This window comes from Pseudomonas sp. RIT357 (assembly GCF_000632245.1).
Taxonomy (GTDB): Bacteria; Pseudomonadota; Gammaproteobacteria; order Pseudomonadales; family Pseudomonadaceae; genus Aquipseudomonas; species Aquipseudomonas sivasensis.
On the sequence record NZ_JFYX01000045.1, the window covers coordinates 130,659 to 143,857 of the forward strand.

Sequence of the window (13,199 nt, forward strand, 5' to 3'; positions counted from 1 at the left end):
AAGGCGCAGTCTTAGCTCCCCCAAAAAAACCGACTGCCTGAGATTGGTCTTTGTTAATTTTCGACGACGGGTCGAAGTTCCCCGCGTCCCACGCCAAGTTCCCCCCAAACGAAGGTCGTGTAGTCAGGCCTGTAAGGGCGGTAATGCTGCTGTTTACGCCGGTCGTAGCCCCTTCAACCCAGCCACCCCAGACATCAACAACACGCGCACGCCAGAACTTCCGGGCGGGAATGCCCCTTGTAACTATCTCCTGGGTCGCCGTCCGATTCCCCGTAGCCAACGAGTAGTTCATATGGAAGAGCATGGATCCAGAGCCCGCACCCAAAGGCACGTTCAAGGTGGCTCCAGCAATAGAGTAAACCCCTGTCGCTTCGATGCTGTTGCAATCACCGCCAGTAACACCGGGTGCGCTTGCTCCGCCCAAACCAAAGTCGGCAACTCTAAGAGCGCGCCCCGCAGTAGTGTCTGACGTTGTGGTTGTCGCTGTGAGGGCAGCAGCCGTTCCAAGCTGCGACTTATCGGCTTTTGAAGACGGGTCAAAGTTGCCGGAGTGATAAACCTCACGCCAGATATAAACTCCGTCCGCACCTACTCGCCTGAATCCGAAAGTGTCCGCGCCGCTGGCCATGTGAGCATAAAGATCGAACGCCAATGGATTTGCGCCGGGATACTTCCACCGCACGTAAAGACCGCCAGTTGTGGGCTTGTCGGTCGTAGGGCCGGAATAAATCCCGATATCATGCTTTGCAACATCAGCAATTGCCCCAGTAAGAACACCCTGTGGCGTGGACGAGATAGCATCAGTAATGCCTGCCCCAGCAAGAGTAGTGGGGTTCGTACCAGCAATAACGCGGCCTAGCTTGTCCACCGTCAAGCTGCGGTAGGTGCCAGCGACAATACCCGTGCGACCGGCAACCACTTCAAAGGTCAGCGCAGTGGTGCCAAGTACAATCGGCGCATCTGTCACGAGCTGCCAAACGCTATCGCCGTTTGTAGTACCTTTCTCGACGCTGACGAACAGCCCCGGTGTCACCTCGACACTAGCGTCAGCATCCTGAGCGCGCTTCCACGCACCGGCTGCCGGGACAACATAAACACCGTTGTTTTTCGCCTGAGTCTGGTCTTTCACCAGTACGCGGTCATCTGCAGCTAGCGCCACGCCATCGACAGTCTGTAGGCCACTCAGGACGATGTTCGCAGTGGTAGCCACGAGTACCGAATGCTTGAAGTCCTGCTTGTTGAGCGCCTCAGTAATCGACAGGTCAACGTATTCGCGGGTCGCCAAAACAATTGCCGGGTCGATCTTCAGCACAATATTGCTGATGCTAGAGACAATGAAGTTCATCCGCACAATTTGCGTACGGCCTGAACCCTGATCCAGCGCAGGTTTAAAGCTAGGTGCGCAATTGGAAACTGCAACCAGGTCACCGTCCGAATCGTACAAGCCGATCTCGCGGATCCACCAACCACCAACGTCTGCTGGAATTACTTGCTCGGCAATGATGACGGCCGCGTTAACCGGATCAACGCGCAGTTGATTCAGCGGCGCACGTCGCTGCTCGTTGATCAGCTTGGTCTGTGTTGCGCTGGGCATAGGATCAGTGCCATTGGCATCCCCTACCCCGAGCTGTGTCAGGTTCCAGGGAATCCCCAAGGCATTGGCATTTGCCAACTTCGCGGCCCCCACGTTGGTGAGGATCGCCATAAATTGCGAGTTGCGATCAATCATGGGTAAACATCCAGAGTGTCTATGCTGTGTTCGCGCCCGACCACACCGATGTAACCGGTGACGTCAATGTCACGCTGCACGGGTGGGTAGACGTCGATTACGTCGCCCTCATAGAGAGCGACACCGATGTGTATGGCGCCTTGGGTTTCGAGGCTGATAGCCAGTCCGGTCAAGGGGCGGCTGACGGGCTTGGCGTCGTCGATCAGGCGCTCCAGCTCCAGGTACATCTCTTCGGTAATGCCGGTGTCCAGCACGCCTACCTTCAAGGCGAAGGTGCCGGGAATACCCTTGGGCGTGGTCTGCCACCACTCCAGCACCTCGATCAGGTAACCGAGCGGTTCCACCACCCGACGCAGGGCGCCAATGGTTCCTTTGTGCGCGTGCACGTAAAACGCGGAGCGGATGGCCGAACGCTTGACTGCTTCGGACCATTTGTTGTCCCAACGATCCACCGACCACGTCCAGGCCAGCCACGGCAGCAGGTGCGCCGGGCAGGTGTCCGGGTTGTACAGCGTGCGCAAAGGAATAGCGGTTTTCTCGACTAGCGCGGCCTCAATAGCGCGCTCCAACTGCGTACTGTTCAGCGGCAGTAAACTGGTCATGATGTGCCACCAAGAACGACGCTGTAGCCTGTGCAATACGCCGCCTGGGATTTGCTGGGTTTGAGGTCTTTCCAGTTCTTCAGCTCTACCCGGCCAACACCGCTGATGTGCAACTGGGCGTTGACACCAGATTGAGCAACTTCCAATGCCAAGCGTTTGCGCGGGTTGATCCAGACAGCAAGCCGCCGGGTTGCCTCGGCCAGGATGGCGTCATTTTCCGGTCCAGCGCCTTGCATGTGCAGTACGGCATCAACCCGATAGTTCAGGATTTCGGCGCTCTGCACGATGAGGCGGTCACCCACCGGCCGGACGTTGTCGTCGCTGAGCTTGGCATGCACCGTGTTGAGCAATGATTGATCAGCCAGTCCGCTACCGGTCAGGCTTAGTACGGTCACTACCACGACAGCGGGTGATGGGCTTTCTGCCGCTGCATCGGCGACCAGCGCCGAAGCGTTGCGTGCATGGAAGATATAGCTGTTACGGGGGCCTGCTGTAGTCAGCCCTTCGTAGACCAGCTGGATACGCTCACGCAGGGCGTCGTCAGACTCTTTAACTTCTTCGACCGGCGGCACCGCCAACAGGTTGGCCGGCTGTATCACCAGCCGTTGCAATTTTACGTTGGCCGCGAGCTGATCCAGATCTTCCTTTTCCGCGTAAGCCAACATCAGCGCCTTGGCCGCGTCGTTGACCCGTGCGCGATTTTGCATCTTGCCGTAGGCGCCCAGCTCGACGAGCTTGACCACTGGGTCGCTTTCCAGCGCGGCGGACCAGTTATCGCCCATGTACTCGCGAAAAGCGGCAAGGCCCTCTTCGTACAGCGCCTCGTAGTCCAGCGACTCCAGCACCTGCGGCGCCGGCAACGCCGATAAATCCACCGTGCTCATGCCGACACCTCCAGCAGTAGGCTTTCGCCCAGGTACTCACCCGTTAACTTGAAGTCGATGCGGCCGTTGACGACGGCAACGACCTGCACCTGTTCCAGCTTCAGTCGCGGCTCCCAGCGCCCCAACGAGCGAGCCACCTCGGCCTGCACCGCACTCTTCCAACCGGCGTTAACCGGCAGGTCGACAAAGCGCCGGATCTGGCTGCCGTACTCGGGTCGCATCCGTCGACTGCCCACGGGCGTCCCGAGAATGTCCCTAATGGACTGCCGGAGATGGTCGAGACCGGACAGCGGTTTGCCGGTGTGGCGATCCATTCCGATCATCGGGATTACTCCTTCAGCAGTTCCAGATCCGGATGCGCCTGCAGTTGCGCGAATTGCTCATCGCTGCTGGCTGTCACACGCCCCTTGGCAACCGCTGCAGTACTGCCATCGGCAAAGACCAAGGTGCGAGAGGTGTAAAGCGTGTCGCGGAAAACGCGGCCAGGCGGTGCATCTTCCTGACCATCGGCTTTGTTCTTGCTCATCAACAAATGCTCCTAAAACGAAAAACCCGCACAGGGCGGGTCGTAATCAATGTTTGTGGTTCGGCGAGTTACCGCCGGCATCAATGATCTTGCCGGCACCGTAAATGTCGCCGGTCGTATTCAACTTGCCGTTGATCTGGGTTGCACCGTCGATGGTGACCGCGCCCACCAGGTTGATCTCGCCCGACACCAAGCGCGTACTGTCCGGCGTCATCTCAAGCACAGACCCGCCGACCTTTACCGTCACGCTGCCGGCAGGCAGGTCGATGGTGTAGCTATGGGCCTGCCAGTCGTAGACCAACGAACCACCGTCGTCGAAACGCCACACCTCGACGTGGTCGCGGTTGTCCGGCTGGGCGCCTGCATTGCCGTACAAGCCAGGGATGAAGGTACCCATCGCCGGCTCACCGCTTGGGCTGATCAACACGCCCTGCTCTTTCAAGCTCGGCACCCGCCAGTGGCGCGCCTTGCCTGCCGCCTGGCTGTGCCAACGCACCCAGGCGCTGGTCCAGTCACCCGACTGCACACGCACCATGGCGGTGGTCAGATCCACCGCCACCACCACGCAAGGCATCACCATCGAGGCGATCATGCGGTCATGCTGGGCACTGGGGTAGCTCATTGCAGATCCTCCGGTTTGATCTGCCCAACGCCCGGTCCCAAGTCGATAACCAGCGAGCCCGGCGGCTCATCCGGCCAAGGCCATTCCTCAGCGCCCAGGTAAACCGTCTGGTCCCATTCCACAAGCCAGACGAAGTAGCCGTCCAGTTCGGGTTTGGTCCAGTCCTGGGTGGAGCGCACGAACTCGGCGCAGTCGACTTCCAACCCCCAGCTCTGCCCCCGCAGAAGCACCGCAAGTTGGGAGGCCAACTGCACGGCCTGCCGTTGCGGATCTCCGCTGATCGAATCGACGATGATCCGCGCCTCGAATTTGCAGGTCAGCGAGGTTTCACCGGTACCGATATCCGGTGCGGGTTCCATCTCGGCCATTTCCAGCAGCACCACAGGCGTGGGGATGCTGGTGTCAGCTGACAGATCCGGCCAGAACGATGCCCCCTGGATCCCCGGCAATTTCTCCTGCAGGTGCTGCTCAATGGCCTCATACAGCCTTTCGAGGCTAAAAGGTTGATCAGACACGGGCGGTCCCCTTGAGGTACTTCTGCAGTTCAAAGTTGAGCTCTTGCTTGAGGATCTCCAGCAAGCGCTCGTCAGCGCGTTTCACCCAGCTGTCGAAGTGCGGTCGCACCTGGTCCAGCGAGACCTTGGCTTTCGCCAGTGGGAAGCGGTTGTCGCTCTCCGCGATAAAGCCCGAGCTGCGCCGGCCCTGAGTGCTGCCGGGGTAGTCCGAGGCGCTGAAGTGCTTGCTCGACGTGCGGATCCAGATGTCAGGACTGCTTCCATACACTTGCTTGAAGAACGCCCCCTGATAACGCCGCCCCGCCACCGAGACGCCGGCGCGGGTTTGCCGAGCCTTGCCGACCCGGCTGGCCTCGATGGCGTTGACCCCAAACCACAACTTGCCGCGCATCGCCCCGCCGCTGACCGGGTAAGCCCGTAGGCGTTGCCGGACGGCGCCGATGGCGATGCGTTCCTGCTTGCCCACGGCCCTTGCGATATGAGTACGCAGCCAGCCCAGCGTCTTGTTGATTGCACGCCGCTGAGCCGCTGCAGCAGCCTTGGGCACCAACTGCCCGAACTCGCGCAAGGCCTGGGAATGCACCGCTGACGGCTGAATGTTGATCATCCCGCTGTCGCGCTTGTGCTGAACGTAAGTGCCGACACTCATGGACGCTTCCTCAAAATCAGGGCAACCAGGCCATCGCCACCGGGCTCCAGCTGCAGCAGGTCGTAGTCGCCCCCGCCGTCCAGTGTCGGCAAGTCGATGGTGACCCGCAGGCCCTTGCTCAGGCCGTCCGAATCTTTCACGCGAATCTCAAAGCGAGGCTCGCGTAATCCGGTGTGGACCTTGCCGAACTGCGGCGCTTTCCAGGGCGCCGCGAACATGCCTAGTACCGGCTCGGCGCGGCCCTCGATCAGGGCACTGTCGCCCAAAGTGTCGAACACCACGTCGTCGATGTCGTCGATCAGCTCGCGGAAGGCCACGGTCAGAGTTCCAGCAGGATTTGCGCCCGAGGTCGTGTGCACAGGTGCAGCGGGTTGGACTGGGCTTCACCGGCCACGCCCTTGCCGAACTGCATTGGCTCGATCTTGCTGTAGTACGGGATGCCCTGGGTGTTGACCGTTTCCATGTAGTCGGCCGGCGCGAAGCACGAGATGTACAGATCCGGCACGCCCTCAGGGATCAGCAGGGCCTTATCGTCGTGGACGAAAGCAACACCCGCTACCTTGCCGCGATAACGCTCCCAGACGATCCCGCCGAACTCGAAGCTTTCACGGGCATCGCCACGCAGAGATGCGGCCTGCATGGTGTTGAGGTAGGTCTCCTTGACCGACTTGTGCACGATGAGCTTGTTCCAGAAGTTCTTGCCGCACATTGCGCGGGAGCCGCTACTAGTGACGCTGCCGAGGGCTTCCTCTTGCATGTCCAACGCTTCGCCGCATTTGACCCGCAGCTCGGTGTCTGGACTGTTCAAGCCCATCTGAAGCTTCTGGCGATTCACGCCGAAAGATTTATAAATGTCCAACAGGACCGTCTTACCATCGGCGTCCAGAACCTGGCCGTTCAACGCGCCCATACGCTGGAATTCGTGGGTGGCATCCAACTGGCGGCGAGCTTTCGCCAGGCGCTTATTGACCACGTCCTGCACGGCCTGCAATTCGGTGCGCGTGCCGAAGGCGCGAATGCCCTGGATCTCGTCGGCCTTGATGGTGAAGCGTTCCGGCAGGTGCACGGTGTTGAACGGAATCAACTGACGCTTGGGCGCACCGACCACCATGCCCGAAGTGCCACGCTCACCCGACGGCACCAGAGCCAGGGTGTCGCCGTCCTTCTCGATCTGTACGGTCAGGGTGCTGATCCCCTCTTCGCGGAACAGGCCAAGGCTGCTGATACGGCCCGGCAGGTATTCCTGGTCATTGATTGCAGCGGTCAACGAGGAAACGCTGAACGCATCGTCTTCAAAAATGGCGATCTCGGCCATGGGGGTACTCTCCAGAAACGAAAAATCCCGCACTCGGCGGGATGGATAAACAGGGTGAGCGTCTTAGCGGACGATCACGAAGTGGGTAGCCAGGGCCTTCTCGGCGGCTGGGTCGAGGCCGGTCAAATGCGCTTCGCTGACCTCAGCCAAGCGCACGATGGCACGACCGCGGCGCGGCACGTCAGATTCGCCCAGCGGCCCGTAGAGGATCGCGATGGCGTTTTCGGTACCGTCTTCGGCGGTTGGCTGATACGGCGCGAACTCACCGGTGAGCGTGACCAGGCCCAGGATCTGGCCGGGTTCCAGCGCGGCACCGGCAGCGACGTTGATCGCTTCGCGGGAAATATTGCCAGCGCCCTCAGACAGCAGGAACTCGCCTGCGTGCATCGATTCAATTTTCATGCTCTTGCTCCTTTCGAGTTACCGTTCTGTGCCGCCTGACGGCTGGCCCAGATTGACTGGCTGTCGACCTGCTTGGCCTTGACCGTGGGTGCGGGGTCGTCGTCCAGCGGCAGGCTGTTATTGATTTCAAAGCCACCGCCGCTGCCCACCAGCTTGTCGAACAAGCGCGCGCGGACTGCGGCTTCATCCAGCCCCGCCGAGACGAACTCACCGGTCAGCTCAGGCAGGCGCGCCGCGACACACAGGCCGTGCAGCGCTTTGGCCTTGGTCAGCGCGGCCTGGACCACGGCTTCGCTTTCCAGCTTTGTGGTAGCAAGCAATGGCTCCACCAGGTTGCTGATGCCCGCCGCTGCACATCCCTGTGTGACCATAAGCGCCAGCTTGGCCGCGTCCAACACGGGCGCTGGATCTGGCTCAGACGGTTCTACTTCCGGCTCTTCATCCAACTGGGCGAGCAATTCAGGCGGGGCATTCTGGAAACGCTGCAGGACGCTACCCTGGCCTAGACAGGCGCTGACCTTGAGGCCGTCACCCACTTCATCGGCCAGGCCCAGCGCCACCGCTTCGTTGGCCGTGAGCCAGGTTTCAGCGTTGACCATGCGCCGCAGCTCGGCTTCGTCGATGTCGGGCGCCTTGGCTTTGTAGGCAGCGATGATTGCTTCCAGCGTTTGGTCCAGCACATCGGCGACGCGGCGGAAGTCTTCAGAATCTCCACCGGTGAAGGTGTAGGGGTTGTGGATCATCAGCATGGCGTTGGCCGCGATCACTACCCGGTGAGCGCCGCACACCGCAACACTGGCCGCGCTCGCCGCGAGGGCATCAATACGACCCGTACAGCGCTCGCCCAGCCGGGACAACGCGTTGTGGATCGCGAGACCGTCGAAGAGATCACCGCCAATGCTGTTGAACGCGACTATCACCGGGGACGCGCCGTCATCCATGGCGCGCAGATCCTGCACGAATTGATTGGCAGTGACGCCCCAGGCGCCGATCTCGCCGTACACGAAGATCTCGATATTGCGTTGCTCAGCCTCGCCGCTGGCCTGGAGGGTGTACCAGCTTTTGTCGGCGACCTTGACCTGCTTGCCCGCCTTGTCATAAACGCGGGGCTTGGCTTTTTTGCTCATGGTTGTTCCTTGTCATCAATAGGCTCGATGGCATCAAGAGTCGTGTAGTTGAGGCCGAGATCCGTGGACCTAGCGAGGTCGGCAGCGTTTTCAGCGTCGATGGTTTCCGCGTCGTAACCGTTGCGCAGACACATCTCACTGCGTGAACCAAAGCCCGCTTGCACTTCCATGCGCCGCGCCTGAACGTCCTGGACTGGCTGTATGTAGGCCCAGCCTTGCGGCACCCAACGTGTACGCAGGTATTCGCGGCGGCGTTGCGCGTAGTCCGGCAGCACCAGGGCGCCGGACAATACCGCCATGTCCATCCAGGCAGCGCGCACCGGGCGACACAGCTGATGCACGTACACGCCGAATTGCAGTTGCTCCAAACGGCGCCGAAACTCGTTGAGCACCACCCGAAGCGCCCGGTCGTTGACCTCGCGCATATCGCCGGTGAGGATCTCGTAAGGCGTGCCCGAACCTGCCGCCGCAGCCATCAGCTGCTGACGCATGAAGTCCGGGTAGTTGTTTCCGGCGTCCGGTGGTTTGGAGAACTCCACCTCTTCACCTGGTGCCAGCTCCTGCATGGTGCCGGGCTCCAAGGCCACCATCGGCGTGAAACCGTCGCGATCAAGGACCAATGGCATGCCAGTAGTGGGATCGCGAGGCTGCTGCACAGCGTCCGGCGCAGGGCGCTTGATGAAGCCCGCGAACAGGTTCGCTACTTCCTGGCGGAACAGCACCGCGTCGTCGTAGTTGTCCAGGCTGCGCAGGCGCTTCAGCACCGGGGCCAAACGCGGCACGCCGCGCAACTGCCCCGGTTCCATCGGTTCAAAGATGTGCAGCACCTGCGCCGCCGGCACACGCACCAACTGGTTGTAACCCGCATTCAACGACGACGAGTCGCGTGGGTGCGACAAGTACATCCAGTAAGCCACACGCTTGCCGGCCGGGTTGAACTCGATCCCGGCGCGGATCACGTTGCCGTTTTTGGCCGTCTCGAACTTGTCGTGTGGGACAAACTCAGGGGCTAACGCCTGCAGCTGCAGCGGCACCGCCAAACCGTCACTGGGGCTGCGCGGTCGCAACCGCACAAAGCACTCGCCGGCCGTTTCCACGGTGCGCGCCACCAGTGCCTGCATGCCGTAGAAGTCGGTCAACTCATCGGCGTCCGCTTCGTCCACCCAGTCATCCCAAAGCTGCTGCTGGAGTTTGCGCAGATCGGCGTCTTCAGTCGTCGGCCTGGGCGTGATGCCCGTGCCGATCAGGTTGCTGACGCGCTTGTCGATGACGTTGAACGCATACGGGTCATTGCGCACCGCCGCCCGCGAGCGCGCCCGCAGGTTGCGCAGCGCTGGGGTGTTGATGCTGTTGATGCCGTTTTCGGTGGCTTCCCAACTGGCCGAGCGGCGGCCCTCACCGGCGCCTTCGTAACTGGCCTTGATATTCGACGGCAGCAAGAATCCGTTACGGGTCAGCGTCGGATAATGTCGGGCCATTAGATTCCCTTGCCTCCATGGGTGAGCCGGATCACGCGAGAGCGCGGCCCGGCGGCTTGGCTCAGCGACGTGCGGATCTCGTCGCGGGCCTTGAGCAGTTCGTCGATAGAGCGGTACTCCACCGTGCGGTCGCTGTAGCGCACGGTTTTTTCACCGCGTGCGATGGCGCGCTCGATGGCTTCGAGGTGCTTGGGGGTAAACGACATATCAGCGTCTCTTCAGATAACCGCTGGTGGAGCTGCGGCGTTGTGGGGGGACGACGGGTTGCGGTGCTGGCTTCGGTGTCGCGGGGGCCTGCTCGGTGACAGTGACACGTTCGGCTGCAACCACCTTTTCATCGAACAAACCGGCCTGGGCCAGCGAGTTCCGCACCCGCTCCCAGTCATGTTCCTGATAACGGTTGATGCCGAGGTAATGCGCCATTGCCAGGTTGTACACCATCAGATCGAGCGCTTCGTTGCGCTCGGCCTTGCCTTTGATCCACTCGATTCTCTTGTGGCCCCGCACGTACTTGGCGACTTTGCGCTCAGCCACGCACTGGGCGAAGAACTCGTCCGGCAGGTCGTTGGCAAAGTGCAGCGCGCCTGGCCCGGATTCGAACGGGTAGCGGTTGTAGATCCAGTCCTTTGCCGTGTCGGTGCCGACAAACCACAGCTCTGCGCCGCCCCGCTCGGTCTGGCCCTTCCAGGTCACATCGACCATGGACGGCCGCTGAGCGATTACCGGTTTACCGGGTTTGCTCGCGCCCTTGATCGCGAAGATGTTGCGCCAGCGCCGCACACGGCAGAACTGGTAGACCTCATCGGTGTGGTGACCGCCGGAGTCAACGGCGACCGCGAGAATGCCCAGGCCTACGCCGCACGGATGTCGGTAGCGCTCCTTGAGCAGCTCATCCAGAACAGCCCAAGTGCGCTCGTCCGAAGGGTCGCCCGCGATCACCCGGTGATCGATGACCCAGCGCTCCATCCCTACGCCCCAGCCCATTGCCATGAACTCCAAGCGGTCGGCCTGCACGTCCACGGAGCCCGTGACCATCATCACGGCGGCAGGCATTGCACCGAGGGAGAACCCCTCGCGGCGTGCCCGTTCGATCAGCACCGACGCCTTGGTCTGCTCTTGCGCACTGTCCCAGACCTTCGCCAGTCGGGTGTTGTAGAACACCTGCATGGGCTCAAGATCACCCTTGGCCTGGGCCTTTTTCGCCTTCTCAAATTGCTTCGCCAGCGACTTCCAGCCCGTCCAACCCAACGGCGAATAGAGCGCGTTGAGGTGGAAGCCTACCGTCTCGCCGTCGCCCTTGGCATGGGCACGCCACTCGCCACGGGCGAGCATGTCGCCCTTGTGGTGTTCCTCGATCAGCACATCGCAGTCAGGCCCAGCGCACTCGTAGTGCACAACGTTGAAGTCCTGGGAATAATGCAGCCGTTCCCACTCCAGGATCTGCATGTGCCCGCACGTCGGACACGGCACGTAGTAATAACGCTGGTCGCTGCCCTCAAACAGATCGTCGATGCGCGAGGCGCCCTTGATCGTCGGCGAGCTGGAAAAGTAGAACTTGGCGTTACGGCCGAAGGTACTGCCCCGCGTTTCTGCCAGCTCGATGGGGTCGCCCTCTTCGCCTACGTCGACTTCCCAGCGGTCGATCTCATCACCGTACACATACCGTGCCGACAGCTCCGCCAAGTTGGCCGCAGAGCCAGCAGTGGTGACGTACAGCGAGCCGCCTTCGAACTCCTTGGTGTCCATCGTGTTGCGCGAATCTCGCGAGCGGCTAGACGCCACACGCTCCCGCAGAACAGGAGTGGCTTTGATCGTCTTGCCGATTCGAGAGGACACTCGCTTTGCCAGACCGAGGCTTGGCAATAGGGTCAGAATGTTGGACGGAGCCATGTGAATCAAGCCGCCTATCCAGTTCAAAGCAATCTGCGTTTTCATCAACTGCGACGCCACCATGGTGACGACACGTTTACAGCGATGTGAAGGTGACAAACACCGCATAGGTTCACGGGCATAAGGCGTTCGGGATGTACGATATTTACCTGGTTCGGCAGCACCAGTATCACGCGGGATACGCATGTACTCGTCGGCCCATTCATCAACCCAGAGCGCTGGCTCCGGGCGCAGCCCACGGTAATACGCCTCGCGGTACACCTCTGCACCATTGGCATATTCAGCAGGCATAGGTCTAACTCGTAGTTGTTAAGGCGTGAACAAAGTCCTCGGTGGAAATACGCTCGGCATCCTCAAGCGCTCCACGAAGTTCTTTCATTAGATATTTTTCGATATCCCAAGGGTCATTCATTGCGGACAGTTCGGGGGCGAGTTGGGGCGGCAGCGCCAGGAGTAGATCACGCACCATCCGGCCCGATGCGAAAGCAGCTTCATCAACAACTGCTCTCTCTACCAACTCACCGTTCGCTTGCAGTACCTCGCTCTCGGCTTTTTCGGCTTGGGCCAGCGCGAGCCTGGTTCTAGCTTTTTGGTAGTCCGGCGCAGCCGTGGAAGTCGCGGCAGGTGTTACATACGGGATCGCGGACTCTGGCTCTTGGTGGCCGAGAACCAGCGGCACCTTGCCAAGAGAGTTACTACGGGAGGGATCGCTGGTCATCGCCAGGTATCGTTCACTTGCCTCAACATCCACTTTGCCGTCGAGGGTGAGTACCAATCGGCCACGCTGCACCAACTTTCCAACGTATTGCCGGGACCACCCCTTACTGTTCGCGTACTCCGTGCGACTTAAAATGGTCATGTAAACCTCCTGTCAACCTAGGACTGTCAACCACCGTCAACCTCTGTCAACCAACGTAGAAAAATCACCCGCTAACGCTTTCCCGCGGGTTTCATGCCCCGTGTCCCTCGAATGCCGCCAGGGTCGCCGGCGATCTTTCGGCGCTTCATTTTGGTGCGAGTCGCTACAAGCCACGTATTCCGTGGCCTTCAGAAAATCACCCCTGACCACCACCGGAGGGCGGCACATCGCACACGCCCAACCGCTTGGCGACCCAGCGTTCGTACAGGCCGATGGCGACATCGGCACCGGCCATCGCGGTGAGGCAGCCGATGCTCCCCGCCGCCAGGACCGACATGCCAGAGGCGTGCAACAACATCACGGTGGAAACTCCGCAGACCACACAGGCCCCGGATCGAAGCAGCAAGCGGCGAACCAAAGACCAACCGCTCACCCCCGCCTTATCGGCCCGCCATGCCTCGCCGGAAATTCCGCCGACCAGGGACAGTACGATCACCATCCAGATCGGCATCTCAATAAGCGCTTGCTGCTCGTTCGTCATAAGCGAACCCTCGGAAAATTAAGGAAAAAGGATGTGTGGCCGTAAAACTTAGAACGATCT

General features: G+C 60.8%; 16 protein-coding genes and 1 pseudogene. All 17 read right to left on the minus strand.

The window, feature by feature from the left end; genetic code table 11:
• Positions 1-907 precede the first annotated feature (907 nt).
• Positions 908-1,729, minus strand: a pseudogene (locus BW43_RS29370) (phage tail protein); the annotation flags it as partial.
• Complete coding sequence (locus BW43_RS07115; protein WP_032889608.1) at positions 1,726-2,331, minus strand: phage tail protein I; 606 nt, start codon at positions 2,329-2,331, stop codon at positions 1,726-1,728. The gene BW43_RS07115 and the pseudogene BW43_RS29370, both read right to left, overlap by 4 nt.
• A complete protein-coding gene (locus BW43_RS07110; protein ID WP_032889609.1) occupies positions 2,328-3,215 on the minus strand; it encodes a baseplate J/gp47 family protein in 888 nt (295 codons plus the stop codon). The genes BW43_RS07115 and BW43_RS07110 overlap by 4 nt, the downstream gene beginning before the upstream one ends.
• A complete protein-coding gene (locus BW43_RS07105) occupies positions 3,212-3,538 on the minus strand; it encodes a GPW/gp25 family protein (protein WP_032889610.1) in 327 nt (108 codons plus the stop codon). The genes BW43_RS07110 and BW43_RS07105 overlap by 4 nt, the downstream gene beginning before the upstream one ends.
• Positions 3,539-3,543: 5 nt before the next feature.
• Complete coding sequence (locus BW43_RS07100) at positions 3,544-3,741, minus strand: hypothetical protein (protein WP_032889611.1); 198 nt, start codon at positions 3,739-3,741, stop codon at positions 3,544-3,546.
• 46 nt (positions 3,742-3,787) lie between these two features.
• Complete coding sequence (locus tag BW43_RS07095; protein ID WP_032889612.1) at positions 3,788-4,363, minus strand: phage baseplate assembly protein V; 576 nt, start codon at positions 4,361-4,363, stop codon at positions 3,788-3,790.
• Entirely contained in the window at positions 4,360-4,878 is a 519-nt protein-coding gene (locus BW43_RS07090) for a hypothetical protein (RefSeq protein ID WP_032889613.1), read from the minus strand. Before BW43_RS07090 ends, BW43_RS07095 begins: the two co-directional genes overlap by 4 nt.
• Positions 4,871-5,527, minus strand: a complete 657-nt coding sequence (locus BW43_RS07085) for a hypothetical protein (protein ID WP_032889614.1) — start codon at positions 5,525-5,527, stop codon at positions 4,871-4,873. Before BW43_RS07085 ends, BW43_RS07090 begins: the two co-directional genes overlap by 8 nt.
• Entirely contained in the window at positions 5,524-5,844 is a 321-nt protein-coding gene (locus BW43_RS07080) for a hypothetical protein (RefSeq protein ID WP_032889615.1), read from the minus strand. Before BW43_RS07080 ends, BW43_RS07085 begins: the two co-directional genes overlap by 4 nt.
• Positions 5,845-5,846: 2 nt before the next feature.
• The gene (locus BW43_RS07075; protein ID WP_032889616.1) at positions 5,847-6,842 is read right to left on the minus strand and encodes a major capsid protein; all 996 of its coding nucleotides are present in this window, start codon (positions 6,840-6,842) and stop codon (positions 5,847-5,849) included.
• 63 nt (positions 6,843-6,905) lie between these two features.
• On the minus strand, positions 6,906-7,244 hold the full coding sequence (locus tag BW43_RS07070) for a head decoration protein (protein WP_032889617.1): 339 nt from the start codon (positions 7,242-7,244) through the stop codon (positions 6,906-6,908).
• Positions 7,241-8,371, minus strand: coding sequence for a head maturation protease, ClpP-related (locus tag BW43_RS07065; RefSeq protein WP_032889618.1), 1,131 nt, complete (start codon positions 8,369-8,371; stop codon positions 7,241-7,243). The genes BW43_RS07070 and BW43_RS07065 overlap by 4 nt, the downstream gene beginning before the upstream one ends.
• Positions 8,368-9,849, minus strand: a complete 1,482-nt coding sequence (locus BW43_RS07060; RefSeq protein WP_032889619.1) for a phage portal protein — start codon at positions 9,847-9,849, stop codon at positions 8,368-8,370. Before BW43_RS07060 ends, BW43_RS07065 begins: the two co-directional genes overlap by 4 nt.
• Positions 9,849-10,055, minus strand: a complete 207-nt coding sequence (locus tag BW43_RS07055; RefSeq protein WP_032889620.1) for a phage head-tail joining protein — start codon at positions 10,053-10,055, stop codon at positions 9,849-9,851. Before BW43_RS07055 ends, BW43_RS07060 begins: the two co-directional genes overlap by 1 nt.
• Position 10,056: 1 nt before the next feature.
• On the minus strand, positions 10,057-12,030 hold the full coding sequence (locus BW43_RS07050) for a phage terminase large subunit family protein (protein WP_032889621.1): 1,974 nt from the start codon (positions 12,028-12,030) through the stop codon (positions 10,057-10,059).
• Between the two features lie 4 nt (positions 12,031-12,034).
• Complete coding sequence (locus BW43_RS07045) at positions 12,035-12,598, minus strand: hypothetical protein (protein WP_032889622.1); 564 nt, start codon at positions 12,596-12,598, stop codon at positions 12,035-12,037.
• A gap of 196 nt (positions 12,599-12,794) precedes the next feature.
• Positions 12,795-13,139, minus strand: coding sequence for a phage holin family protein (locus BW43_RS07040; protein ID WP_032889623.1), 345 nt, complete (start codon positions 13,137-13,139; stop codon positions 12,795-12,797).
• Positions 13,140-13,199: the final 60 nt, after the last annotated feature.

Bases quoted from the DNA above. Each gene is read 5' to 3' on its own strand.
- BW43_RS07115 (WP_032889608.1), bottom strand. From the start codon at position 2,331: ATGACCAGTTTACTGCCGCTGAACAGTACGCAGTTGGAGCGCGCTATT.
- BW43_RS07110 (WP_032889609.1), bottom strand. From the start codon at position 3,215: ATGAGCACGGTGGATTTATCGGCGTTGCCGGCGCCGCAGGTGCTGGAG.
- BW43_RS07105 (WP_032889610.1), bottom strand. From the start codon at position 3,538: ATGATCGGAATGGATCGCCACACCGGCAAACCGCTGTCCGGTCTCGAC.
- BW43_RS07100 (WP_032889611.1), bottom strand. From the start codon at position 3,741: ATGAGCAAGAACAAAGCCGATGGTCAGGAAGATGCACCGCCTGGCCGC.
- BW43_RS07095 (WP_032889612.1), bottom strand. From the start codon at position 4,363: ATGAGCTACCCCAGTGCCCAGCATGACCGCATGATCGCCTCGATGGTG.
- BW43_RS07085 (WP_032889614.1), bottom strand. From the start codon at position 5,527: ATGAGTGTCGGCACTTACGTTCAGCACAAGCGCGACAGCGGGATGATC.
- BW43_RS07075 (WP_032889616.1), bottom strand. From the start codon at position 6,842: ATGGCCGAGATCGCCATTTTTGAAGACGATGCGTTCAGCGTTTCCTCG.
- BW43_RS07070 (WP_032889617.1), bottom strand. From the start codon at position 7,244: ATGAAAATTGAATCGATGCACGCAGGCGAGTTCCTGCTGTCTGAGGGC.
- BW43_RS07065 (WP_032889618.1), bottom strand. From the start codon at position 8,371: ATGAGCAAAAAAGCCAAGCCCCGCGTTTATGACAAGGCGGGCAAGCAG.
- BW43_RS07060 (WP_032889619.1), bottom strand. From the start codon at position 9,849: ATGGCCCGACATTATCCGACGCTGACCCGTAACGGATTCTTGCTGCCG.
- BW43_RS07055 (WP_032889620.1), bottom strand. From the start codon at position 10,055: ATGTCGTTTACCCCCAAGCACCTCGAAGCCATCGAGCGCGCCATCGCA.
- BW43_RS07050 (WP_032889621.1), bottom strand. From the start codon at position 12,030: ATGCCTGCTGAATATGCCAATGGTGCAGAGGTGTACCGCGAGGCGTAT.
- BW43_RS07045 (WP_032889622.1), bottom strand. From the start codon at position 12,598: ATGACCATTTTAAGTCGCACGGAGTACGCGAACAGTAAGGGGTGGTCC.
- BW43_RS07040 (WP_032889623.1), bottom strand. From the start codon at position 13,139: ATGACGAACGAGCAGCAAGCGCTTATTGAGATGCCGATCTGGATGGTG.